At 69.3% G+C, this 23,545-nt stretch carries 22 protein-coding genes; 7 read left to right on the top strand and 15 right to left on the bottom strand.

The window, feature by feature from the left end:
- The first annotated feature begins 9 nt into the window (after positions 1–9).
- The gene (locus tag B7K20_RS06775) at positions 10–453 is read left to right on the top strand and encodes a VOC family protein (RefSeq protein WP_084101770.1); all 444 of its coding nucleotides are present in this window, start codon (positions 10–12) and stop codon (positions 451–453) included.
- Here the strand turns inward: B7K20_RS06775 and B7K20_RS06780 are convergent.
- Positions 444–824 carry an MmcQ/YjbR family DNA-binding protein gene (locus tag B7K20_RS06780; RefSeq protein WP_084101771.1) on the bottom strand — a complete coding sequence of 127 codons (381 nt, stop codon included), beginning with the start codon at positions 822–824 and terminating at the stop codon, positions 444–446. The genes B7K20_RS06775 and B7K20_RS06780 overlap by 10 nt on opposite strands.
- Positions 821–1,096, bottom strand: coding sequence for a helix-turn-helix domain-containing protein (locus B7K20_RS06785; protein WP_084101772.1), 276 nt, complete (start codon positions 1,094–1,096; stop codon positions 821–823). The genes B7K20_RS06780 and B7K20_RS06785 overlap by 4 nt, the downstream gene beginning before the upstream one ends.
- Before the next feature lie 64 nt (positions 1,097–1,160).
- Here B7K20_RS06785 and map point away from each other — a divergent pair, with 64 nt between their 5' ends.
- Complete coding sequence (gene map, locus B7K20_RS06790; RefSeq protein ID WP_084101773.1) at positions 1,161–1,937, top strand: type I methionyl aminopeptidase; 777 nt, start codon at positions 1,161–1,163, stop codon at positions 1,935–1,937.
- 15 nt (positions 1,938–1,952) lie between these two features.
- On the opposite strand, the gene B7K20_RS06795 is transcribed toward map, so the two are convergent.
- From B7K20_RS06795 to B7K20_RS06810, 4 genes are all read right to left on the bottom strand, one after another.
- The gene (locus B7K20_RS06795) at positions 1,953–2,969 is read right to left on the bottom strand and encodes a diacylglycerol kinase family protein (RefSeq protein ID WP_371327871.1); all 1,017 of its coding nucleotides are present in this window, start codon (positions 2,967–2,969) and stop codon (positions 1,953–1,955) included.
- 12 nt (positions 2,970–2,981) lie between these two features.
- A complete protein-coding gene (locus tag B7K20_RS06800) occupies positions 2,982–3,845 on the bottom strand; it encodes a PhzF family phenazine biosynthesis protein (RefSeq protein WP_084101775.1) in 864 nt (287 codons plus the stop codon).
- A 73-nt stretch (positions 3,846–3,918) separates the two neighbouring features.
- Positions 3,919–5,592: an allantoate amidohydrolase gene (locus B7K20_RS06805; protein WP_084101776.1), complete on the bottom strand. Its 1,674-nt coding sequence runs from the start codon at positions 5,590–5,592 to the stop codon at positions 3,919–3,921.
- The gene (locus tag B7K20_RS06810; RefSeq protein ID WP_371327869.1) at positions 5,589–6,815 is read right to left on the bottom strand and encodes an alanine--glyoxylate aminotransferase family protein; all 1,227 of its coding nucleotides are present in this window, start codon (positions 6,813–6,815) and stop codon (positions 5,589–5,591) included. The genes B7K20_RS06805 and B7K20_RS06810 overlap by 4 nt, the downstream gene beginning before the upstream one ends.
- Before the next feature lie 83 nt (positions 6,816–6,898).
- Between B7K20_RS06810 and B7K20_RS06815 the strand changes: the two genes are divergently transcribed.
- Positions 6,899–7,555, top strand: a complete 657-nt coding sequence (locus tag B7K20_RS06815; protein WP_144018578.1) for a pentapeptide repeat-containing protein — start codon at positions 6,899–6,901, stop codon at positions 7,553–7,555.
- On the opposite strand, the gene B7K20_RS06820 is transcribed toward B7K20_RS06815, so the two are convergent.
- Together B7K20_RS06820 and B7K20_RS06825 are read right to left on the bottom strand one after the other, a co-directional pair.
- Positions 7,552–9,126: an AtzH-like domain-containing protein gene (locus B7K20_RS06820; protein ID WP_084101778.1), complete on the bottom strand. Its 1,575-nt coding sequence runs from the start codon at positions 9,124–9,126 to the stop codon at positions 7,552–7,554. The two genes, B7K20_RS06815 and B7K20_RS06820, sit on opposite strands and share 4 nt — an antisense overlap.
- Positions 9,123–10,217: an acetamidase/formamidase family protein gene (locus B7K20_RS06825; protein ID WP_084101779.1), complete on the bottom strand. Its 1,095-nt coding sequence runs from the start codon at positions 10,215–10,217 to the stop codon at positions 9,123–9,125. Before B7K20_RS06825 ends, B7K20_RS06820 begins: the two co-directional genes overlap by 4 nt.
- Before the next feature lie 106 nt (positions 10,218–10,323).
- Between B7K20_RS06825 and B7K20_RS06830 the strand changes: the two genes are divergently transcribed.
- Positions 10,324–11,001: a YoaK family protein gene (locus B7K20_RS06830; protein WP_084101780.1), complete on the top strand. Its 678-nt coding sequence runs from the start codon at positions 10,324–10,326 to the stop codon at positions 10,999–11,001.
- 14 nt (positions 11,002–11,015) lie between these two features.
- Here B7K20_RS06830 and B7K20_RS06835 read toward each other — a convergent pair whose 3' ends face one another.
- On the bottom strand, positions 11,016–13,937 hold the full coding sequence (locus B7K20_RS06835; RefSeq protein ID WP_084101781.1) for a BTAD domain-containing putative transcriptional regulator: 2,922 nt from the start codon (positions 13,935–13,937) through the stop codon (positions 11,016–11,018).
- A gap of 385 nt (positions 13,938–14,322) precedes the next feature.
- Here B7K20_RS06835 and B7K20_RS13050 point away from each other — a divergent pair, with 385 nt between their 5' ends.
- Entirely contained in the window at positions 14,323–14,496 is a 174-nt protein-coding gene (locus B7K20_RS13050; RefSeq protein WP_159449352.1) for a hypothetical protein, read from the top strand.
- Positions 14,493–15,554: a class I SAM-dependent methyltransferase gene (locus B7K20_RS06840; RefSeq protein WP_084101782.1), complete on the top strand. Its 1,062-nt coding sequence runs from the start codon at positions 14,493–14,495 to the stop codon at positions 15,552–15,554. Before B7K20_RS13050 ends, B7K20_RS06840 begins: the two co-directional genes overlap by 4 nt.
- Before the next feature lie 108 nt (positions 15,555–15,662).
- Here B7K20_RS06840 and B7K20_RS06845 read toward each other — a convergent pair whose 3' ends face one another.
- Together B7K20_RS06845 and B7K20_RS06850 are read right to left on the bottom strand one after the other, a co-directional pair.
- A complete protein-coding gene (locus B7K20_RS06845; RefSeq protein WP_084101783.1) occupies positions 15,663–16,790 on the bottom strand; it encodes an SDR family NAD(P)-dependent oxidoreductase in 1,128 nt (375 codons plus the stop codon).
- A gap of 9 nt (positions 16,791–16,799) precedes the next feature.
- Complete coding sequence (locus tag B7K20_RS06850; RefSeq protein WP_084101784.1) at positions 16,800–18,455, bottom strand: FAD-binding protein; 1,656 nt, start codon at positions 18,453–18,455, stop codon at positions 16,800–16,802.
- 59 nt (positions 18,456–18,514) lie between these two features.
- On the opposite strand from B7K20_RS06850, the gene B7K20_RS06855 reads away from it, so the two are divergent.
- Entirely contained in the window at positions 18,515–19,090 is a 576-nt protein-coding gene (locus B7K20_RS06855; RefSeq protein ID WP_084101785.1) for a TetR/AcrR family transcriptional regulator, read from the top strand.
- Here the strand turns inward: B7K20_RS06855 and B7K20_RS06860 are convergent.
- The 4 genes from B7K20_RS06860 to B7K20_RS06875 all read right to left on the bottom strand — a co-directional run bounded on the left by B7K20_RS06860 (position 19,087) and on the right by B7K20_RS06875 (position 23,443).
- Positions 19,087–20,187, bottom strand: a complete 1,101-nt coding sequence (locus B7K20_RS06860) for a LacI family DNA-binding transcriptional regulator (protein ID WP_084101786.1) — start codon at positions 20,185–20,187, stop codon at positions 19,087–19,089. The genes B7K20_RS06855 and B7K20_RS06860 overlap by 4 nt on opposite strands.
- A 4-nt stretch (positions 20,188–20,191) precedes the next feature.
- Positions 20,192–21,043 carry a carbohydrate ABC transporter permease gene (locus B7K20_RS06865; RefSeq protein WP_084101787.1) on the bottom strand — a complete coding sequence of 284 codons (852 nt, stop codon included), beginning with the start codon at positions 21,041–21,043 and terminating at the stop codon, positions 20,192–20,194.
- The gene (locus B7K20_RS06870) at positions 21,043–21,996 is read right to left on the bottom strand and encodes a carbohydrate ABC transporter permease (protein ID WP_084101788.1); all 954 of its coding nucleotides are present in this window, start codon (positions 21,994–21,996) and stop codon (positions 21,043–21,045) included. Before B7K20_RS06870 ends, B7K20_RS06865 begins: the two co-directional genes overlap by 1 nt.
- A gap of 94 nt (positions 21,997–22,090) precedes the next feature.
- A complete protein-coding gene (locus B7K20_RS06875) occupies positions 22,091–23,443 on the bottom strand; it encodes an extracellular solute-binding protein (protein WP_234985747.1) in 1,353 nt (450 codons plus the stop codon).
- Positions 23,444–23,545 lie beyond the last annotated feature (102 nt).

Genomic DNA, 23,545 nt, shown 5'->3' on the forward strand with positions numbered 1-23,545 from the left:
CGTCCTTTCATGGCGATCTCGCTCAACAACGTCGGCATCGCGGTACGCGACCTCGACGCCGCTGTTGCCTTCTTCACCGACCTGGGGCTCACCCTCGAGGGCACCGACACCATCAGCGGCGAGTGGGCAGACACGGCAGTGGGGCTCGACGGCAATCACGCCCGCATCGCGTTGCTCGCGGCACCGGACGGCCACGGCCGCGTGGAACTCTTCGAATACCTCCACCCCAACGCCTTCGAGACCGCCCCCATCGAGCCGAACACCATCGGCATGCACCGCATCGCGTTTCAGGTAGACGACATCGACGCCTCGCTCGAGGTCGCGGCCCGCCACGGCTTCGCGCCCCTCCGTGGGGTCGCGAACTACCAGGACGTCTACCGCCTCACGTACCTGCGAGGGCCCAGCGGCATCCTGGTCATGCTCGCCCAGGACCTCCGCGCGCCTCAGGACTGACCGAACGTCTCCGGGTTGACGGGGCGCTGCACGCGCGGCAACCCCGCGACGACCAGCAGATATGACTCGGTGACGAGGTCGTCGACAAACTCGGGGTCGAGCGCGCCGTCCGGGTACAGCGAGATCCAGTGCTTCTTATTCATGTGATACCCCGGCCGGATATCCGCGTAGGCCTCGCGAAGCGCGTGCGAGTCCTCGGGGCGGGCCTTGAGCGTGACGTGAGGCTCACCCGACTGGGCGGACTGCAGCATGAACACTTTGCCGCGCACCTTGTAGACGTCCCATTCCTCGCCAAACGGATGGGTAAGGCCCGACCCAGGCAGCTCGAGGGCCCGCGTGGCGGCGCGCCGCTGCAGCTCCTCGCCGTTCATGAAGCCGAGCTGCGCTCGCCGGGCCGCTCCGCCTCGCACACGTCTGCCCATAGCTCGTCGAGCGACAGACCCACGACGGTCGCGACCGCGGCGATGGTGGGAAACGACGGAGTCGCCACCCTGCCCGACTCGATCTTGCGCAGCGTCTCAGGAGAGATGCCTGCCGCAAGCGCCGTCTCAAGCAAGGGACGCTCACCGCGCGCGTGCCGCAACGCCACACCCAAGCGCTGTCCGCGCTGGAGCTCGTCGACGGTCAGGGGAAGGCGCACCATGCGGCCAATAGTAATACCGGGATAGTGTTCTGGGATAGTTATTGGCACACCGAAGGAACACCCGATGATCGAGATCCTCAACCCGGCCGAGATCGCCCGCGCCCGCCGCACCGGCACCCTCGTCGCGGACATCCTCGCCTCCGCGCGCGAGCGCACGGTCGCGGGCACCAACCTGCTCGAGATCGACGCGTGGGCGCGGGACATGATGACCGAGGCGGGCGCCCAGTCCTGCTACGTCGACTACGCACCATCGTTCGGCGACGGACCGTTCGGCCACTACATCTGCACCTCGGTCAACGACGCCGTGCTCCATGGCCGCCCGCGCGACCAGATCGTGAACGACGGCGACCTCGTCACGCTCGACCTGGCGGTCTCTCTCGACGGGATCGTCGCGGACTCGGCCGTGAGTTTCGTGGTGGGGCAGACGGCCGATGCCGCGAGCGCCAAGCTCATCGAGGCCACCGAGCGTGCGCTCGCCGCGGGCATCGCGGCGGCGGGGCCGCGCGCACGGATCGGCGACATCGCCCACGCCATCGGCGAGGTGCTCACCGGCGCGGGCTACGGCGTGAACACCGAGTTCGGCGGTCACGGCGTGGGCTCCACCATGCACCAGGACCCCCACATCCCGAACCTCGGCCGGGCAGGCCGCGGCTACCGCCTGCGCGAGGGGCTGCTGCTCGCGATCGAGCCGTGGGTGATGGAGGACACCGACGAACTCGTCACGGACGCGGACGGATGGACGCTGCGCTCCGCGACCGGCTGCCGCACGGCCCACAGCGAGCACACGGTGGCAATCACCAAGGATGGCGCGGAGATCCTGACGCTTCCAAGCGGGCGCTGACCCCCGCACCGAACGCTAGTCGCGCGGCACCCGCACCTGCAGGGCGGCCGGCTGCACCGAGAACGTGATGCGGGCCGTCTCGCCCACCTCGTCCCCATCGAGTTCGAGCATGCGCGGCTGCTCCAGGTCGACCACGACCTCGGTGAGGCGGCGGTGATCCACCGACTCGGAACTCTCGGCCTTGTCACTCGCCCCCACCAACCGCTTCAGCCCGTTGTCCCAGACCATGGAACGCAGGGTGTCGAGCCAGCCAGAGACCCCGTCGGCACTGAGGACGAGCATGTCGAGTTCGCCGTCGTCGGGCGTCGCGTCGGGCAGCAGCGTCACTCCCCCGGTCAGCAGTCCGCAGTTGCCCACGATGAGCGTGTGCGCCTGGTGCCGCTCGGTCTCACCACCGTCGACGGCCAGCCCCATCGCGATGATGTCGCTCGCGGAGACGGCGCGGCCGAGCGACTCGACGTACGCGAGCCAGCCCACCTTGCCCTTCAGGTCCTCGTCGGTCTCGGTGATCATGTGGGCGTCGATACCGATACCTGCCATGACGGTGAACGCGAGGCGGACGTCGCCGTCGCCGCAGTCGGCCTGAGCCCACGCCAGGTCGACAGTGCGGGTGTCGCCGCCGAGCGCGGCCGCAAAGGCATCCGGCAACGAGTTCAGGGGGACCTCAAGGTTGCGAGAGAGCAGGTTGCCCGTGCCCATGGGGACAATGCCCAGGGCGGACTCGGTCTCCGTGTCCGCGAGGCACTCAGCCACCGCGCGGACGGTGCCGTCCCCGCCCGCGGCCACCACGACATCCGCCCCCGCGTCGAGCGCCTCCTGGGCCTGACCGCGGCCAGGGTCCTCCACGGACGTCTCGTACCAACTGACCCGCGGTGCCTCGCCGTCGCCGATGGCCTCAGCGAGCGCCTCGCCAAGATCCTCCTTGCTGGTCTTCGCGGGGTTCCACACGATACCGACGTGCGTTGCGTTCACGGCGAGTCTCCTCAGTTCGCGGCTACGGTTGCCTGTCGCGCGCCACCCCCGCGCGTCCAGATCAACGCCGCGTCATGCCTGGATAGTCCCGGCGACCGCGACGTGGGTGAGGCCGCCTACCCAGGTCTCGCCGGCATCGGCCGTCACCGCCACGCGCCCATCGCGCCCCATGACGGTGCCCTGGCGGGCGACGTAGGGCGCCTCGATGCGCCCGGTCTCGGTGAGCCACTGCGCGAGCGACGCGTTGAGCGAACCGGTGACGGGGTCCTCCCACACGGGAGCGCCGGCGTCGTACACGAACGCGCGCACCTCGAGCGCCACGTCCTGCGGATGGCCGATGCCGTGGCCGGCTCCGTATGGGCCTACGATCCCGTAGAACCCCCGTTCCGGGCGAGGGCTCGCGTCGGGTTCGCAGTCCAGGACCCGCTGGGCGTCGGCGAGCAGCAGACCCAGCCAGCCCGGGCCGTTGTCGACCCAGGCGGCATCGACCACCTCGTCGCGAGGAATGTTGAGCCTTTCGCAGGCGGCCACGAGGTCGGCCTCGGCGACCGCCCCCTCACGGATGCGCGGCGGCGCGGCGAAGGCGAGCGACTCTCCGTCGATCCGCACGGGCACCAGGCCCGCGCCGCATTCCTGGATGACGACGCCTGACTCGCGTGGCGTGTGGCCCGCATCGAGCCACGCTCGCGCCGTGCCGAGAGTGGGATGTCCCGCGAACGGGAGCTCCTCGGTCACCGTGAAGATCCGCACACGGTAGTCGGCGGCCTGGTCCGTGGGGCTCAGCACGAACGTGGTCTCCGAGAGGTGCGTCCAGGTCGCGATGCGCTGCATCTGGGTGTCACTCAGGCTGTCGGCGTCGAGGATGACGGCAACGGGATTGCCGCGGTAGGGGCCGGAACCGAAGACGTCAACCTGGCGGAACGGGTGCGTGCTCATGCCCGTCAGCGTAGGCCGCGGCGGTGGGGCCACCGCCGCCTACGGTGGCCCCTCGCGCAGTACCCGGGTGGGGTCAGCGCGCCTCGAGGACGTCGACCGTGAACACCAAGGTCGAGCCGCCGGGAATGGGGCCCATGGTCTGGAAGCCGTAGCCGGACTCCGGCGGGACCACCAGCAGCAGCTTGGAGCCCACTGGCTGACCGACGATGCCGTCGACCCAGCCGTCGATGAGTGCGCCGTACGCGATGGGGAACGAGATCGACTCCCCGCGGTCCCAGGACGAATCGAACTTCGCGCCGTCCCACAGCCAGCCGCTGTAGTGCACGGTGATGTGCTGGCCCTCCTTGACGGGGGCGCCGGCGCCAGCCTCGTGAACCTCGACGACGAGCTCGTCGGGCATCTCGGCCCCGGCGAAGTCGATGCTGGGCGCGCCGTTCGCGTCGCGGGTGACGGTGGGCAGGGTCATAGTCGCTCCTTGAGGTGGGGTGTCCTCCACAGTAGCGTCCGCGCCTGGCTCGTCGCCCTTCGCAAGCGCGAGGACAGCGGCCTCGAAGGCGTCGAGCGCGACGGCGACGTCGTCCGCCCTCACCGCCTCGTCCTTGTGGTGCGAGATGCCGTCCTTGCAGCGAATGAACAGCATCGCGTAATCACACAGGTCCGCGATGGCCATGGCGTCGTGGCCCGCCTTCGACAACAGCGTCATGGGCTCGGCGTCCCCGGTGGAGCGAATGCCCTCCTCGATCGCGGCGGCCAGTCGTGCCCCCACCACGGTGGCCTTGGCCTGGTGCTTCTCGTCGATGTGGAAGTCGAGCCGGCGAGCGGCCGCGGACTTCAGCGCCTTCTCCTCGATGTCCAGCCACACTCGGTCGCGGAGGGCATCGGTCTCGGCGCGCAGGTCCAGCGTGAATTCGGCGCGGCCGGGGATGACGTTCTGGGCACCGGGATAGGCCTGCATGCGACCCACGGTGCCCACGGCGCCGGCATCCCGGGCGAGGCCTTCGACGGCGACGGCGACCTCCGCGGCGCCCAGCAACGCGTCGCGGCGGCGCCCGTACGGCACGCCGCCCGCGTGGCCCGCCTCGCCCACCATGGTCAGTTCGAACCGCCTGGCTCCCATGATGCCGGTGACCACCCCGAGTGGCTTGTCCGCGTCCTGCAACAGAGGGCCTTGCTCGATGTGTGCCTCGAGGTAGCCGATCACACGGCGCGGATCCATGGCGGCGTCGCCCACGCGATCGGGGTCGAGGCCGAACGCCACGAAGGCGTCCCTGAGCGTGGTGCCATGCGGATCGGTGAGGTCCCACCAGGACTCGTCCCACGTACCCGCGACGGCGCAGGATCCGAGCAGGGTGCGACCGAACCGCGTGCCCTCCTCGTCCGCGAAGCCCAGCACCTCGATGGCGAACGGCAGCCGCTCGCCACGCGCGGCCAGGCGTCCGACGACGGCGATCGCCATGAGCGTGCCGAGGATCCCGTCGTAGCGGCCGGCGCCGGGCACCGTGTCGAGGTGGGAGCCGAGCAGCAACACCGGGGCGTCCTCGGTCAGTCCTGCATACGTGCCCCGCTGGTTGCCGGCGGCGTCCTGCCAGGGGGTGAGGCCGGCATCGGCCATCCACTCCCCCACCGTCCAGTTGGTGCGGGCGTGCTCGGGGGTGAGGTACGCACGGTCGATGCCGTCGTTGGCCGCCGTGTGGGTGGCGAGGACGTCGCAGCGGGCGAGGACCTCCGTGGCGTCGTGGGCGCTCATGCTGCCGCGCCGTACACGTCGTACGCCGCCGCGACACCGGCGCCGGCCTCCATGCGATGCCCGGCCCTGCGCAGCACCGCCTCGAGCGCCGCGAGGGTGGTGAGCACGGCATCGGTCCTCGCGTTGAAGCCCATGGTGCCGATGCGCCAGATGCGGCCGTGAAGCGGGCCGAAGCTGGTGCCGATCTCGATGCCGAAGTCGCCGAGCATAGCGGCGCGGGCCGCGTCGCCGTCGATACCCTCGGGGATCTCGACGCCGACCACGTTGGTCATCTTGTATGCGAGGTGGCCGAACGGCGTGAGACCCAGTGCCTGAGCGCCGGCGAGCATGGCGCGACCGTGCAGGTCGTGGCGGCGCCACGAGGCATGCAGCCCCTCCTCGAGCAGGATCCTCGCGCACTCGCGGGCGCCGTAGAGCATGGTCGTGGCCTCGGTGTGATGGTTCAGGCGTCGATCGGACCAGTAGTCGAAGATCTGCGCCATGTCGAGATAGTTCGAGCGTATGGGCTCCTCGAGGACCGGGTCGTCGGCGTCGCGGATGCCCTCCTCGACGCTCTTACGCCGCTCGATGACCTCCGCGGCCTTCGCGGAGAACGTCACGGGCGCCGAGCCCGACGGCCCGCCGAGGCACTTCTGGAGCCCGGCGGTCACGACGTCGAGGCCCCATTCGTCGGCACGTAGTTCGTTGCCGCCGATCGTCGCGGTGGCATCGACGTACAGCAGCGCGCCGTGCCGCTCGCACAACTCGCCCAACCCCTCGAGGGGCTGCGCCATGGTGGTCGACGTGTCCCCGTGGACCACGGCGAGCACCTTGGGCTGCACCTCGATGAGCGCCGCCTCGATCGCCTCGTCGGTGAAGACCTCGCCCCATTCGGCCTCGATGGTGTGCACCTCGGCCCCCACCCGGCGGGAGATCTCGGCGAGCAGGTGTCCAAAGCGCCCGAAGATCGGCACGAGCACCCGGTCGCCGGGCTCCAACAGCGACACGAGCGCCGCCTCGATGCCCGCGCGCGACGTGCCGTCGACCAGCATGGTCTGGCGGTTCTCCGTGATGAACACCTGCCGGTAGAGGTCCATCACCTCGTTCATCGCGCCCGTCATCGCGGGGTCGTACTGGCCCACGAGCTGCGCACTCATGGCGCGCAGCACGCGAGGGTCGGCGTTGATGGGGCCGGGGCCCATCAGTAGGCGGGGCGGCATGTTCACGGGACCAGGAATGCTCACGGACCCATTCTGGACCGCGGTGGTTACGCAGGCATTTCGTGCCAGCGGCGTGTGTCGCGGGCGCCGAGGTCTAGCGTGGCCGTATGAGCGAACCGGCCGCCCCTCGGACCGTCGAGGTTGCACTGGGAGTGCTGGTGCGCGCGGATGCCTACGACCTCGACGAGGGACCCCGGTGGGAGGACATGGACCTGTCGGGGCTGTCGTGGGCGGGGCGCGACCTCACCGCCATGGCCTTCAGCGGCTGCGACCTCACCGCGGTCGACCTCGACGGCGTGCAGGCGAGACGCCTCGACGTCACCGACTGCGTGGTCGACAGGTGGTCGCCCTCGGTACTCGACGCCCCCGACTCACGCTGGGCCCGCACCGCGATCGCCCATTCGCGCATCGGCGCCGCCACGGCGCACGGGAGCGTGTGGGACCAGGTCACCGTCACGGGATGCAAGGTCGGCTTCTTTAACCTGCGTTCGGCCCGCCTTACCGACGTGCGCTTTGTGGACTGCGTGTTCGACGATCTCGACCTCATGGACGCCGCCCTCGAGCGCGTCGCGTTCGAGGGCTGCACGGCCCGGTCACTGACGGTCCGCGGCGCCCGTCACACGGACACGGACCTGCGCGGCCTCGACTTCCACGGCATCGACGAGACCGCGGGCCTTGGCGGAGCGACCATCTCGGAACAACAGTTGAGCGACCTCGCTCCCGTGATGGCCGCGGCGGCGGGAATCCGAGTCGAGCCGGCCTAGCCCTTGGGCGCCGCGAGCCACTCCAGCGCCGTCTCGATCAGCGCGAGGTCGGAGCCGCGCGGGCCCACCAGGCACAGCCCGACGGGACCTTCGTCGATGTCGAGCACAGGGACCGACAGCGCCGGGCGCCCGGTGATCCCCGCGACCGCGGTGAGCCCAAGCGTCGCCTCCCGTACCGCTTGAAGCCGCTCCGCACTCGCGTCGCGCATGGGCGCGGTCGAGGATGCCGAGGGCAAGAGCAGGATGTCGTCGCCCAGCGCCAGATCGATCGCGGCGCGTGCCTCCTCCTTGGCCTCGATCGCCGCGGCCTCCTCGTCCGCCGTGACCGACGCGGCCCACGCGAATCGCGCCGTCACGTCGGGGGCGAGAGCGAGGGGATGAGCGGCGATCCACTCCTGCCAGTGACGCGACGCTTCCGCGGACTGCGTGTAGCGGAAGATGCGGAACAGGTCGGCGGGGTCGGGAAGGTTCACGGGCTCGAGGCTCGTGAAGACGCCCGCGTCCGAGAACGCGTCGATGACGGTCCCCAGGTAGAGGGCGACGTCATCGTCGGCCGCGAGGAACATCGGTCCCGACACGACGGCGACGTCGCGCGCGACGTCGCGCTGACTCTCGGAAGGGAGCGAAGCGCGGGCCGCCGCCAACAGCGTCTCTCCGTCCCGGGTCAACCACCCCGCCGTGTCGTACTGCGGCGCGAGCGGCAGTGCGCCGTTGAGGGACACCAGGCCGTGGGTAGGCCTCAGCCCCCACAGCCCCTGGTACGACGCCGGCACCCGGATGGAGCCCGCGGTGTCGGTGCCGAGGCCGATGCTCGCCTGCCCCTGTGCGACGGCGCTCGCGGGCCCCGAGGACGAGCCGCCGGGGATGCCCCCGGGGACCGCGGGGTTCGGTGGCGTGCCGTACGCCTCGTTCATCCCCGCGATCGAGTACGCGAACTGGTCGGTCTGGGCGATGCCCACGACAGAGGCACCGGCGCGCGTGAGAGCGGCCACGGCATCGGCCGACTCCTCTTCAACCTCGGACTCGGCGAGGAAGGCGGGAACGCCCGCACCCAGGTGCTGGCCCACCACGGCGAAGACATCCTTCACGGCGACAGTGTGGCCAGCGAGCGGACCGGTGGGCGCGCCGGGCGCGAGCGGGTTGCCGACGACGCGCCAGACGCGGGTGTCGATCGCGGGCGCGGGCGCGCTGACGTGGGCGGCCTCGATGACCCAGCCGCCGGGAGTGGCGTCCGACTCGGTGCGCCGCCACAGCTGCGTCACCATGCCACGCCCGCCCTTGGCGGGCGCGTTGACCGACGTGAGGTAGGCGTGGGTGTCGCTCAGCACCCGGATGTGCGTGTCCGTCACCTCGCGCGCGGGGGCGCCGCCGCGCGCGCCGCGGAAGCGGTCGATCTGCTCGCGGCCCACCAGCAAGCCGCCGGCGTCGCCGCGCAGGGCGTCCGCGCCGTCGACGAAGTAGTGGCCGAGCGCATCGATGTCGTTCTCCGCGAGCGCGACCTCGTAGCCAATAAACGCCTCCATCAGGCCGGCAGGAACCTCGACCCCGTCGGGCACGTGGACGCGGGTCATGGGCGCGCCACCTGGAAGTCGGACTTGCGGATCATGGCGTGCACTCCTTGAACGAGGTCGACCACCTGCGAGATGCGGAAGTCGGTGGCGGCGGACAGGTAGGCATACGCGAGGTGAGGCTCCATCGCGTGGCGGGCACCCAGGATGGCGACGGCCTGACGCACGCAGGCACGCATCGCCTCGTCGAGGTCGGCGTCCATACCGGTGGGGATCAGAAACTCGGCGGTCTCGCCGAGCGGTCCCGCGAGCTCGCCGAACGCGCGCAGCGCCTGGCGCTCGCCGATGAGTTCGAGGGAAACGGTGGCGCGCAGCGAGGCCTCGAGCGCGGTCAACGCGACCTCGCCGTCGCCCTGCGCGAAGTGCGGGTCGCCCGCGTAGAACAGGGCACCGGCCACCTGCACGGGCAGATACACCGTGGAGCCCACCGTCAGTTCCTTGACGTCAATGTTGCCGCCGTGAGGGCCGGGCGGAACCGAGTGGGCGCGCTCGTGGGTCGCGGTCGCGACCCCCATGATTCCCAGGAAGGGCGCGAGCGGGAAGCCTGCCACGGCGGGCCCGCCATCGCGGTCAGGGAGCCAGCCTCGCCAGGTGCCCGCGGCATCGGCCGCAATGGGCGTGAAGACGGAAACGTTGTCGGGACCGGAGGGCATCTCCCCTGGTAATGCGCCGCGTCCGTGGCGGTTGGAGATGACGCCGTACGGCACGCGGGGCGTGAGGTCCACGACCGTGACGGCCAGGAGGTCGCCGGGGCGGGATCCGGAGACGGCGATGGGACCGGTGACCACGTGCGGCCCGTCGCGCTCGGGGTCGCGCGCGGCCGATGCCGTGATCTCCTTGGCCTCGTCCAGCACCTCGTGCGCGGGGACGCCGTGAGAGGCGAAGAAGGCCGCGGGGTCCGAGCCTTGGTCCGGCAGCAGGCCCTCGTGCGACAGCGTGTCGACGACGACCGTCGCGCCGGGCTCGACCGTCATCACGGGAGCGTCCGCGCGGCACGGAAGCCTGCCCCACAGGGTGGTGGCGGGTGTGACGGGCAGGTAGTTTCCCGTGTCGACGCCCTCGCCACGGCGCAGCACTCCCGTGTAGTCGCCCACGTGTCTCCTCCCCGGTACCCCGGCCGGGGTGCCCTACTCTTGGTCGAGACTACCGGCGGTCATCGACCAGCCTGGTCGAGCGCCACGGCCCTGCGAGAGGATCCCCATGAGCGAGCGTCTGCGCGCCAACCCCGCCGCCACCCACCTGGGTCTGATGCTGGCGCTCACGTTTTCGACGGGCGTCATCGATGCCGTGGGCTACCTGGGACTCGACCGCGTGTTCACGGGCAACATGACCGGCAACGTGGTCATCCTCGGCATGGCACTCACCGGCGTCGACGACCTACCCGTCGTGGGCCCGGTCATCGCTCTCGTCGCCTTCATGTGTGGCGCGGCCGTAGGCGGTCGCACCCTGCGGACCTTCGATGCGGGCTGGTCACACAAAACCACGGTGCTGTTCACCGTGGTCGCGTCGGTGCTGACCGCGGCGGCGATCGTGGTGATCGTCGACGAGGACCCCGTGCACTGGCTCGCACTGACCGTGACGGGCGCGCTCGGTGCCGCGATGGGACTGCAGGCGGCCGTCGCCCGGCACATCGCCGTGAAGGACGTCACCACCGTCGTGGTGACCTCGACGATCACGGGCTTGGCCGCGGATTCCGCCGCGGGCGGCGAGGGGCTGAACTTCTGGAAGCGCCGCATGGGCGCGATCCTGCTCATTGGCGCCGGAGCTTGTGTGGGGGCCCTGCTGCTGCAGTGGCACCTCGGTGCGGGCATGCTGCTGAGCGCGGCGATCACCACTGTCGTGGTGATTGTGGGACACCGGTCGCGGCCGGTGGTGTAGGCGCGCGGGCACTTTCAGCGCCACTGCGCGGCTGCTCGGGCGCCCTCACCGGTGCCGTCGGATCGTGCCGCCACCGACGTGACGAGTGCGACGATCCCGTCGAACGTGAGCGAGACGCCCGCGGCCTCGGCCGCCGCCCAAGCCTCGCGGCCCATGTGCTCAGCGGCACAGGCCGCGATGCGCGCGGTGTCGCACGGCACCCTCCAGCGGTGCGTGGGAGGGGTCGCGCGTGCGGCGGCCAGCAGCATGGAGGTCGACTCGGGGTCGCGTGCGTCGTCGAGAACCGCCACTACCTCCGCCGCCGATCCGAGCGCACCCGACCACCCGATCGCCCCGCACGCGGCCGCGCCCTCCCACGCGTACCGACACGCCGCGTCCAAGTCCTGTGCGAGCAGAGCCACCCGCGACGTCACCACGAGCGCTAGGGCCAGCCGCGCCCCGCGCCCGATGGTCCGCCAGCGCTCCACGGCGGCCACGCAGCTGACAAGCGCCTCATGAGGCTCGCCGGTGAGGGCGCGCACCAATGCGAGGGTCATCTCGGCCCGGGCGCCGGTCTCCTCGAGCCCATGAGTCTCGGCCAACGCGGCGGCCGTGCGCTGGCTGTGTGCGATGGCATCGGCCACCTCGGCCAGCGGGCGTGCGCCGTCGACGTGCCACGCGAGCAGCACCTCTCCCCGCCCCACCTCGAGGTGCGCTTCGAGGGACGGAAGCGACGCGCTATGGGCGAGCCCGTTCACCGCGCGCGATGCCGCCTCCTCGAAGTTCCCCACATCGGCGAGAGTGGTCATACTCCAGTAATCGCACCACAGCATTCCCTCGAGGTCATCAACACTCACGCACAACTCACGCGCCCGCTCGAGGAGGGCGAACCCCTCGTCGGCACGGCCGTCGAGCCCCGCGATCGCGCCTGCCATCCTGAAGGCCGCCCCTCGCACATGCGGAGGAACATCCGTGCTGTCCATGTCCGTCGCGATACGCGACCACGTCACCTGCAATTGGAAGCGTCCGGTGTTGATGAGGGCCCAGCTCGCCCCCGCGGAGAGCCGCATCACGGTCACTGCATCAGCGTTCAAGCGCGCTCGCTCGAATGCTGCTCGAGCGTCGAGCATGACCGAGTCGAGAAGCCGGTACCACCGTGGGGTGTCACCCACCAGTTCGTGTCCGATCTCTTCAACGAACTCGGCAATCCACCGGGTGTGGCGGTGTTCAAGCTCGGAACGTTCACTCCCCCACTGCTCACGGCCGAACTCTCTGACCGTCTCCAAGAGGCGGTAGCGGTCGTCCGACACCCGTTCCACCACGCTCTTGTCCACCAGGTCGGCCACGGTCGCCGGCACCGTTGCCACTGGCACCCGGCTATCGCCGCACACGGCGGACGCGTCCACCATGCGGAAGGGTCCGGCGAAGACAGCGAGCCGCTCGAGCACCACACGCTCATCGGCGCTCAGCAGCGCGTGGCTCCATTCCGTGGCGGCGCGCAGCGTGCGGTGGCGGGGATCGTCGGTGTAGTCGCCCGATGTGAGCAAATCAAACCGAGCGGCCAAACCCGCGTCGATGTCGGCGACTCCCATCGCGCCCGTGCGCGCAGCCGCCAGCTCAAGCGCGAGCGGAATCCCGTCGAGCCTGCGGCAGATGCGCGCGACCGACGGCGCGACGTGAGAGTCGAGGCGAAAGCTGGGGCTGACGAGCGCGGCCCGCTCGGCGAAGAGCGTCCCAGACGCGCTGGCCCGCACCGCGTCCACCGTGGAGGCCTCCGGAATCGTCAGCGCCGGGATGCGCCAGCGCCGCTCGCCGGCCACGCGCAGGGGTACGCGGCTGGTGGCAAGAACGGTGAGATCGGGGCACGCCGCGAGCAAGTGGTGACACAGAGCTGCGACCGGTCCGACGAGGTGCTCGCAGTTGTCGAGCACGAGCAGCACCCGGTCGCCTCGGAGGCGGGCGGTGAGGGCCGCGAGGGGGTCGCGATCAAACGGATCGGCGCCGCCCGTGGCCCGCAGGCACAGCGACACCAGTCCGTCGTCGTCGTGGAAGCCCTGGAGCGCGACCCAGCGCACGGGGCGGTTGTCGCGGCGCGCCTGGGCGAGGGCCAGCGCGAGACGCGTCTTTCCGGCGCCGCCGGCGCCGGTCACCACGACCAAGCGCTCGGCGTCGACCAGTGCGCCGAGTTCCTGGAGCTCCGCCTCGCGGCCGATGAGGCGGGTGCGCGCGACCGGCACCTCGTCGTGTTGAGGGGAGCGCTCGGTCTGCGTCGGCGTAGCGGTGACCGCCGAAGACGACGGGGGCGGTTCTTCACGGAGAATTCTCGCGAAGAGCTCGCCGAGCTCGGTACCGGGATCGACGCCCAGCTCGTCCGCGAGCGCCTCGCGGACCTGGGCGTGGAGCCTGAGCGCCTCTGCTCGGCGACCGAGGCTCCACAGGGCCTCGATCGCGGCCAGGGCGACGCGCTCGTCCGTCGGGTCGCGGTGGACCCTCTCGCATAGTTGCACGACCACCTCGCCCCACCCGCCACCACGCCCGATTCCCATCCACAGGCGCAGTTCGAGATCGTCGCGCAGCCGGGTGAGACGCTCGGCCTCGCGCATCGCGAAGTCACGATCGATGCCGGGATACGGCTCACCACGCCACAGGGCGAGAGCGGCACGGGCGGAGGCGATCTGCTCGGCACTGTCGATCACGCCAACGGCGTGGGCAGCGGCCTCGAAGGCGGCGACGTCCACGGCGTCGGCTCCCAGCGCGAGGCGGTAGCCCGCCCCGTGGGTGGCGAGCAGACCCCACCGGCCGTCCTCACCCATCGCGTCACCGAGGACGTGGCGCAATTGGGAGACGTACGTCTGGATGACCTTGGCGGCAGAAGCCGGTTCACGTTCCGGCCACAGTGCTTCGTGGATTGCGTGCAGCGGGACGACGGTGTCCCGACGGCTCGCGAGTAGCGCCATCAGCGTGCGTCGCCCCGCTCCGTGAACGGGTTCCGTCTGCCCGCCACGCAGCACGGCGATGTCTTGAAAGACCTCGACCCTCGGGCCGTCGGTGCGCGTTGACCGATCGTCTACCACCCGTCGACTCCCCCCGGTGAGACTCGACTCACGCCGTCAAGGAGGCCACGATGTCCCGCTTCGCCGTCCGCCCGTCCCCGCCGTTCGCCGCTGCTGCTGCTGTCACTGTACCGAGGCTGCGCCGGGGGCGTCGGGACAGGGCCTCCCGCGGTGCGGGCACGGCCCGCTTCTTGGCGGCGCGGTACCCACAGCTCACAGCGCCGCCACCGCTCGGGATCGCTACACCACCGGCCCGCCCTGGCGACGGACACGATCGAAGGAGAACGTCATGACCACCCTCGTTACCGTTCGGCTTGCCATCGTTGGTGTCCTCACCGCGATCGCCCTGATGGCAGCCACGAGCCCCGTCATGGGCCTACCTGACGCGGGCGACATCCTGCCAGCCGTTCACGATGACATGTCACCCCTCGGTGGCCATGTGGTCGAGTCTCACGTCCGATGACCGCGACCGAGGCGGTGTCCACGCCCACACCCACCGCACCGCTCGCCACAACCGCCGTCATGCTCACGGAGATGGCGGCCGGCTATGTGGGAACCCGGACACTCCAGATCGGCCTCGAATCCGGACTGATCGAGGCACTCGCCGCGCACCCAGACTCGGCAGCGTGGACGCTCGCGAGCGAGGCCGGAACTGACCCGTTCTACACGCGCGTATGGCTCACCGCAGCGATTGCTCACGGCCTGGTCGAGCGCAGCGGCGACGAAGGCGCTCGCCTCGCCGACAACGTTTCCACCCTCCTTCTCGCCGCCGGACACCCCGCACATATGGGAGCGCTTTTTCGAGTCCTGGAGGAGCCCGAGATCTTCGCTCGATTTCATGACCGCTTGGCCACGGGCACTCGGACGTGGTGGGACGAATGCGGCCCGCGCTTTATCGACAAGGTGGCGGGTACGGGACTCCCCTTCTATGTGCGCCTTGTTCGCGACGGGCTCGCTGCCGCGGGCGAGGCGCATGAGCTTCTCGACAGCGGCGGCGTGGTGCTCGATACCGCATGCGGCGCCGGCGCAGGGCTCGTCGAACTCGCGCAGGCCTTTCCCCGAGCCCGCGTCGTCGGAGTGGACGGGGACGCGCACTCGATCGCGCTCGCGCGTGACAGGATCGTGGACGCCGGATTGGACGGACGGGTGAGCGTCACACAGACGGCGCTCGAGGATCTCGCACTCGATGCCCGTTTTGACGTCGTCATCAACAACATCGCCATGCATGAGTGCCGCGACATCGACGAGGTCACGCGGCGTGTGCGGACGCACCTGAAGCCTGGCGGCTGGTTTGTGATCTCCGATTTCCCGTTCCCGGACAACGACGAGGCTCTTCGGTCGCTGCCCGGCCGGGTCATGAGCGGGATCCAGTTCTTCGAGGCACAGATCGACGATCAACTGCAGCCCGTTGGCGCCTATCTCGAGTTGCTGTCGCGCCACGGTTTCGATCGTGTCGGGACCGTGGCCCTCACACCCATGCACGCCATCACCTTTGGGCGCCGCCCCTTGCCACCGGGCTGAGCCACGTCACGCCTAAGGGGCCTTCGCGGTCGACCGAAATCGACCGCGAAGGCCCCTTAAGCGCCGTTTCTCCGCCGTGTATCGACCGCGCGGAGAAGGGGGGGGTCGCTAGACCGCGGACCAGCCTCCGTCGGAGGGCAGGATCACACCGTTGACATTGTGGCCGTCGTCCGACAGCAGGAACGTGATCGAGGCCGCGAGCGACTCGGGGCCCACGGGCGTGGGCAGCACCGCCATCGCCGTCTGGATCCGCTTGGCCGCCATCGGAGAGTCGAACGATGCCTGGATACCCGTGATGACGGGTCCGGGCGCGACGGCGTTCACGCGAATGCCCTGCGGGCCGTAGATGAACGCACTCGACTTCGTGATGCCCACCACCGCGTGCTTGGACGCCGTGTAGGCCAGACCTGCCGCGGAACCGCGGATGCCGGCCTCCGAGGTGATGTTGACGATGGAGCCCGCGTGACGCTCGAGCATGAACGGGATCACCGCGCGCGAGAGCTTGAACAGGCCGGTGGCGTTGACCGCCATCACCTTGTCCCACATCTCGTCGCTGACCTCGTGCAGCGGGGTCATGTTGTCCATGATTCCCGCGATATTGGCTAGTCCATCGATGACGTCACCTGCGGCCTTGACGATCGCGTCGACGTCCTCTTGCTTGGTGATGTTGCCCACCACCTTCACGATGTCGAGACCGGCGTGCTCGCCCATGAAGTCGTCGAGGCCCGCCTCGTTGAGGTCCACCGCGATCACGCGGCCACCCTCGCGGGCCACGCGGCTTGCGGTCGCACGGCCGATGCCGGAGCCGGCTCCCGTGACGATGATCGTCTTGCCGGTGAAGCGCCCCTCGGTCACCTTTTCTTCGAAGTCGGGCAGCTCGATGGCCTCGTCCTCATCCGCGGGGGAGGCGGGGACGGTCTGCGCCGGCTCAGCACCCTCGGCGGCGGGGTCGTAGGCCTCGGCCATGGCGACCAGCTCGGCGATCTTCTCCTCGGAGAACTGTCCCTTGCTCATGGGGATGAGGCGCTTCATCGCGAAGCCCTGCACGGGCTTCAGCTGCGAGGCGTCCTGGCCCGCCTCGGCGAGCATCTTGCGCAGGATGGGGCCACCCTGGGGGTGCGCCAGCCAGTCCTTGATCTTCGTGTCGCCGCTGAGGCCCGTGGACCCCACGCCCGAGGTGCCTGCCGCCTCCGGGGCGACCGAAGCATCGGCCGCCTTGTCCTTCTTGCCGAACATGTCTCTCCCCTACTTGGTGATGCTGGTGAGTCGCCCCGCCGCGTGCTTCGCGCCGAGGTAGCCGAAGACCGTCGCCGGTCCGATGGTGGAGCCTGCACCCGGGTAGGTGCGGCCCATGACCGATGCGGTGGTGTTGCCCGCCGCGTAGAGCCCCTCGATGGGGGCGCCGTCGGTGTCGAGCACCCGGGCGTGCTCGTCGGTGAGCAGGCCGCCCTTGGTGCCCAGGTCGCCCGGCACGATCGTGAAGGCCCTGAACGGCCCCTTCTCGATGGGGCCCAGGTTGGGATTCTTGAGGCTCGGATCGCCGTAATAGTTGTCGTAGGCGGTGCGCCCGCGGTCGAAGTCCTCGTCCACGCCGGTGGCGCAGAAGCCGTTGAAGCGGGTCACCGTCGCCTGGAGCACATCCCAGTCCATGCCCAGCTTGGCCGCGAGCTCCTCGAGGGTGTCGGCCTCGACCACCGAGCCGGCCTTCTTGAGCTTGCCCAGGCCCTGGAGCGCAGCGTTGTTGAGGAAGCGCCTGGCGTGGCGGCGCTCGGTGATCATCCACGAGTGGATCGCCGGCACCGTCTTGTGGCGCTCGAGGATGGCGTGTCCCACGTCGATGTAGCTCGCCGACTCGTTGCAGAAGCGCTGGCCGGACTGGTCGACGATGATCGAGTACGGGTCGGAGCGCTCGTTCACGCTGAATTGCGCCTCGCCGTTGGGCATGAGGATCGAGGCTCCCCACCAGGCATCATCCATGAGCGCCACGTCCGCGCCCGCGTCGATACCTACCTGGATGCCGGTTCCGAGGTCGCCTTCGGGAGCAGACGAGTACCCGTCGATGCCGTGGTGCTCGCGGCGCCACTCGGCGTTGCGCGCAAAGCCACCTGTGCCGAGCATCACCCCCGCGCGGGTCGCGATGCGCTTGATGCCGCCGGGGGTGGCGACCTCGGCGCCGATGACGGCTCCGGCGTCGTCCTTCACCACCGCGGTGATGGGGGTGCGCAGCCGCACCTCCACGCCCAGCTCCTTCGCGGTCGCCATCAAGTGCCCTGTGTAGGCGCCGCCAAGGCCGTAGTACTTCTTGCCCGTCGCGACGCCCTTCAGGGTGCGGCCCACGAACTGGGCGCCGCGGGCGAACCCGTCCCGGCTGGACCACGCGCGGGTGAGCAGCCACACGTCGTCGGTTTTCAGGGGCGCGGGCATCATCGCGCGCGACGACTCGAACCAACTGCCCAGGCGCTTGGCGTCAAACGGCTCGGTCTCGATGGCGCGCCCGCCGTCCATGCCGCCGGGCTTGTCGGGGTAGTAGTCCGGGTAGTCGGCGCTCAGCGCCCATCGGATACCCAGGCGCTTCCAGTCGTTGAAGACTTTCGGCACGGTCGCGATGTAGGCGTCGCGGCGCTCGTCCGAGCTCGCGGGACCCACGTCGCCGATGGTGACGTCCATGTACTCGCGCACCTTTGCGGGCGAGTCCTGCTTGCCGAGTTTTGCCATTTCGGGGTGGTTGGGCATCCACAATCCGCCGCCGGAGATGGCGGTGGTCCCACCCCACTTGTCGGTGCTTTCTACGACGAGGACGGTCAGCCCCTCGTCCGCCGCGGCGATCGCCGCGCTGAGCGCGGCGGCGCCGCTACCCGCGACCAGCAGGTCGACCTCTTCGTCCCACGTCTGCCGTGCCATCTGTGCCTCTCTCTCGCACGCACTACCGGACAACTTTGTCCGGTCTCTAGTCTAGGCACATGACCAAGGTCCCACGCACCAATCGCGGAGGTGTCGCCGCGGGGCGCGAGAACCGCGCCGCGCTGATCGCCGCCGCGCGCGTGGAATTCGAGGCCAACGGCATCGACGCTCCCCTGTCGGCCATCGCGCGCCGCGCTGGCGTGGGCCAGGGAAGCCTCTATCGCCACTTCCCCGACAGGGTGTCGCTCGCCGTCGCCGTGTTCGAGGAGAACATCGAGGAGATCGAGGCCCTCGCCGCGGACGGCACGCCGTCGCTGCGCGCGGTCACCGACCTCGTCACTCACCAGGTCGAGGGCGCGACGGCGCTCATTCAACTCATCGCGACGGAGCGGGCCGACGCCCGGGTCGAGCACATTGCCGAGCGCCTTCGCGCGGTGGTTGCCGCCGCGTGGGAAGAGCACGCCGCGGATGCCCCCGCAGGCATCACCGACGACGACATCATGCTGGCCATCAGCATGGTGGCGACGACCGTGAGCCTAGCGCCGACGGCGGAGCGTCACCGCCTCGCGCGGCGCGCGTGGCGCCTGCTGGGACCGGGCATTGGGCGAGGCTCGGCGCCTGCCGACGACTCCTAGGCCGACTCGCGCTCGACCAGCCGCGTCGACAACACGGTAGTGCGCTGGCGGCCCGTCTGCCCCGCAAGCACGTCGAGCAGGATGTCCGCCATCTCGCGGCCCATCTCCACCGACGGCTGACGGACGGTGGTCAGGGGCACCTCGCACGACTGTGCCGCCGGGCTGTCGTCGTAGCCGACCACCTTGAGGTCATCGGGGATGCGGCGCCCACGGTCGATGAAGACCGGCATGGCGCCGCTGGCCATGAGGTCGGAGGCGACGAAGACGCCGTCGACCTCGGGGTACTCATCGAGCAGCGCACGGGCGGCCCGTGCGCCGCCGACGACGGAGTAGTCACCGTCGATCACGGGACCGGGCGTGAGTCCGGCGGACTCGAGCGTCGAGCGCCAGCCCTCCACCCGGTCGAGGGCGCTTTGCATCGAGAGAGGTCCGGAGATGGTCGCGATGTTCTGGCACCCGCGATCCACCAGGCGCTGTGTGGCGGTGACGGCCCCGTCGACGTTGTCGACGTCCACCACCCAGCAATCCACGCCCGCGAGCCCAGAACGGCCGCCGAAGACCACCGGCAGCATTTGGCCCACTTGCGTCAGCGACGTGTCCGAGGTGTGGTGGGAGACGACCACCACCCCATCGACGGCACCACCTGCCAGGTAACGCAGCATCTTTCCCTGCGGGGCGTGGTCGGCGATCATGAGCGTCAGCACGTAATCCGACTGCTCAAGCCGGTCGTTGATGCCCGCGATGATCGAGGCGAAGTAGACGTCGCCAAAGAAGCGGGTGGTGTCCTCAGGAACCACGAGAGCGATGGCGTGACTCTGCTGGCTGACCAGCGATCTCGCGGCCCTATTGGGCACATAGCCGAGCGTGGTGATTGCCTTACGCACGGCATCGGCCGACTCGGGATGCACCTTGGGTGAGCCGTTGACCACCCGCGACACGGTCGCGCGCGAGACGCCCGCGAGTGCCGCGACGGCCTCGAGGGTGGGCGCATGCTGACGCGTGAAGGCGCGCTCGCGACTCCCGGTGGAGGCGGGGGCGGCATTGCTGCCGTCCCCGCGCTCCCCGGTGAGCTGCGAGACCTTCGAATCCGTCGCCATCGGGTCAGCCCTTGACGGCTCCCGCCATGATGCCGGAAACGAGCTGGCGACCCGTGAAGATGAACAGGATCAGCAGCGGCACCGTCGCGAGCAGCACACCCGCGAGCACCAGCGAGTAGTCGACAAAGTAGCTGGCCTGCAGGATCGACAGCGCGACCGGCAGCGTGGGGTTGGACTGGTCGAGCACGATGAACGGCCAGAAGAAGTTGTTCCACGACTGCACGAACGTGAACAGGAACAGCATGGCCGCGGCCGGGCGCACGGCCGGGACGGCCACGTGCCAGAACGTGAGGATCATGTTGCAGCCGTCCACACGGGCCGCCTCGATGAGTTCCGTCGGCAACGACTGCTGCATGTACTGGGTCATCCAGAACACACCGAACGCCGTCACGAGCGCGGGGATGATGACCGCCCACAGGGATCCGGTCCAGCCGTAGCGCGACATGATGATGTACAGGGGCACCACGCCCAGCTGGACGGGGACCGCCATGGTCGCGACGACCGCGACGAACAAGCCGTTGCTGCCCTTGAAGCGCAGCTTCGCGAACGCGTATCCGGCGAGCGTGGACAGCAGCACGGTGGTGATCGACACGGTGGTCGAGACGATGAGCGAGTTGCCCAGTGCCTTCCAGAAGTTGACCGCGTCCGCGTTCATGACGGTCGCGGCGTTCGAGAAGAAGTTGCCGCCAGGCAGCCACGACATGTTGGGGTCGCGGATGGTGGTGGCGTCGCCCGATCCGATCAGGAAGGACCAGTAGAACGGGAACAGCGATGCGATCATCACTGCCGCGAGGGAGCCGTAGACGAAGAACCCCGGGCGGCTGAGGTTCACCATGGCCTTGCGCTTGGTCGCCATCACTTGCTCCCGGACTGGTCAGACGAGATGAGTTTGCGTGTGAGCCAGAAATTGAGCAGGCCGAACGCGAGGATGATCAGGAACAGCAGCCATGCGATGGCTGCGGCGCGGCCGAAGTTCAACTGACCCCATCCCGTGTTGTACATGTACATGGTGATCGTGAGCCACTGCTTGTCCGCGCCACCGGTGCCGGTGGTGTCGAACATGCGCGGCTCGTCGAAGATCTGAAGGCCACCGATGGTCGACGTGATGATCACGAAGATCGCGGTGGGGCGGATCTGCGGCAGCGTCACCGAGAAGAAGCGGCGGGCCTTGCCCGCGCCGTCGATCGCGGCGGCCTCGTACAGCTCGCGCGGGATGGCCTGCATGGCGGCGAGCAGGATCAGTGCGTTGTAGCCGATCCAGCGGAAGTTCACCATCGAGGCGATGGCCACGTGACTCGACAGCACGTCGACGTGCCAGCCGATGGGGCCGATGCCGATGTAGCCCAGCCAGTGGTTGATGAGCCCGTAGGTGTCGGCGAACAGCTGGGAGAAGATCAGCGCGACGGCGACCGGCATCATGACGTAGGGCACGAGGACGCCCATACGCCAGAAGGTGCGCGCGCGGAGGTTGTGGTCCAGCATCGCCGCGATGAAGGTCGCGATGATGACCTGCGGAACAGACGACAACAGGAAGATCGAGAAGGTGTTGCGCAGCGCGATCCAGAACTGGCGGTCATTGAGGACGAACTGGAAGTTGTCCCACCCGAGGTACTCACCCGTGTTGCGGATGGTGTCCCAGTCCATGAAGGAGATCACGGCGGTATAGATGATCGGGAACAGCCCGGTAAGGCCGAACACGATGAAGAACGGTGCGATGTAAAGGTACGGAGACGCCTTGACGTCCCAGTGCCCGAGCCTGTCTCGCCACGTGTACTTCACGCGGCGGGGCTCAACTTCTGTGGTGGCCATGAGGATCCTTCAGACGGTCGCGGCGAATGCTGAGGTGAGCGGGCCCGGGGCGCCTCCGTGAGGAGACGCCCCGGTCCGTAAGGTATCGGCTAGATCAGCCGAGTGCCTCGATGTCGCTCACGGCCTGGTCCCAAGACGCGGCCGCGTCGTTGACGTCCGTGTCCACACGGGTCAGGGCGTCGGTGATGGCGGTGTTCACCTGGAAGTAGAACTCGCCCTTGAACGGAGCGGCGGGAACTGCCTCGGCACGGTCGGCGAACAGCGTGCCGATCGGGGCGTCGTTGAAGAACGCGTTGGTCGCATCCGCGACGGCCGGGTCCTCATAGGCGGCCGGCTGGCTGGGGTAGGTGCCCGCGTTCGCGAACGCCTTGGCCTGCTGCTCGGGAGCCGTCAGCCACAGGGCCAACTTCTTGGCCTCGTCGACGTTGGCGCCGTTCGACGGAACGGTCAGCCAGGATCCACCCCAGTTGCCTCCACCGTTGGGGAAGACGTTGGCGATGTTCCAGTCGTCAGCAGCGTCACCGACGTTGCCCTCGATGACACCGAGCATCCACGGCGGGCACAGCATGGTCGCGTAGTCGCCGTTCGACATGCCCGCGTTCCAGTCCTCGGTCCACTGCTGGTAACCGGTCGACTGGTCGGCCGCCGCGGCGGTCAGCTGGTCGTAGGCGGCCTTCACGTCGGCGTTCTCGGTCGCAATGATCTCGCCCGTGTCGGCGTCCTCGAACGCGGGGTTGATCTGGCCGATCATGCCCTGCCAGATGCCGGAGGTCGAGTCGAAGAATGCCTTGCCGGTGGCGTCGGCGTACTCCTGGCCCACCTCGAAGAAGTTGGCCCAGTCGCCGTCGAGCAGCGAGGCAACCTCGTCGGGAGCGCTCGGCAGACCGGCCTCCTCGAACAGCGAGGCGCGGTAGCAGATGGCCTCGGGGCCCACGTCGGTACCGGCGCCAATGAGGCGGCCGTCGGCGTCGGTGGCGTCCGCCACCTTCGACTCGAGCCAGCGACCCTCGGTGTCGGCCGAGGTGAGGTCCTCAAGGAGGTCCGAGTACTGCATGACCTCGGGCATCCAGTCAACCTCGATCATCTCGACGTCGGCGAGGCCACCGGGGCCAAGCTTGGTGAAGAAGTTCGTACGAGCGTCACCGGACTCGGCCTTGCGGTCGTAGGTGATGGTGACGTTCGGGTTGAGGTCCATGTACTCCTGGATCAGGTCGTACTCGTAGTCCGCGTTGGGCTGCTCGACGCTGTTGTAGCCAGGGGTATTGAAGGTGGCGAGGGTCAGGGTGACGGGCTCACCGGAGCCGGCCTCCTCGGTGGTGCCCCCCGTCGCGGAGCTGGTGGGCTCCTCGGTCTCGTCGTCGCTGCTCGAGCAACCGGCGATGGTCATAGCGAAGATCGCGGCACCTGCGGTGAGGGCCAGCGACTTCTTGCGGCGTGTGAAGCTCACGTTCACTCCTTTGTGAGTCCTGATGATGGTGACCTAACCCGGGAGAGCGCTCTCTCATGCGTGGGAGCGCTCTCACGAATCGTTACGAACGTACCCCTGGTC

The organism is Demequina sp. NBRC 110051, from assembly GCF_002090055.1.
GTDB lineage: Bacteria > Actinomycetota > Actinomycetes > Actinomycetales > Demequinaceae > Demequina.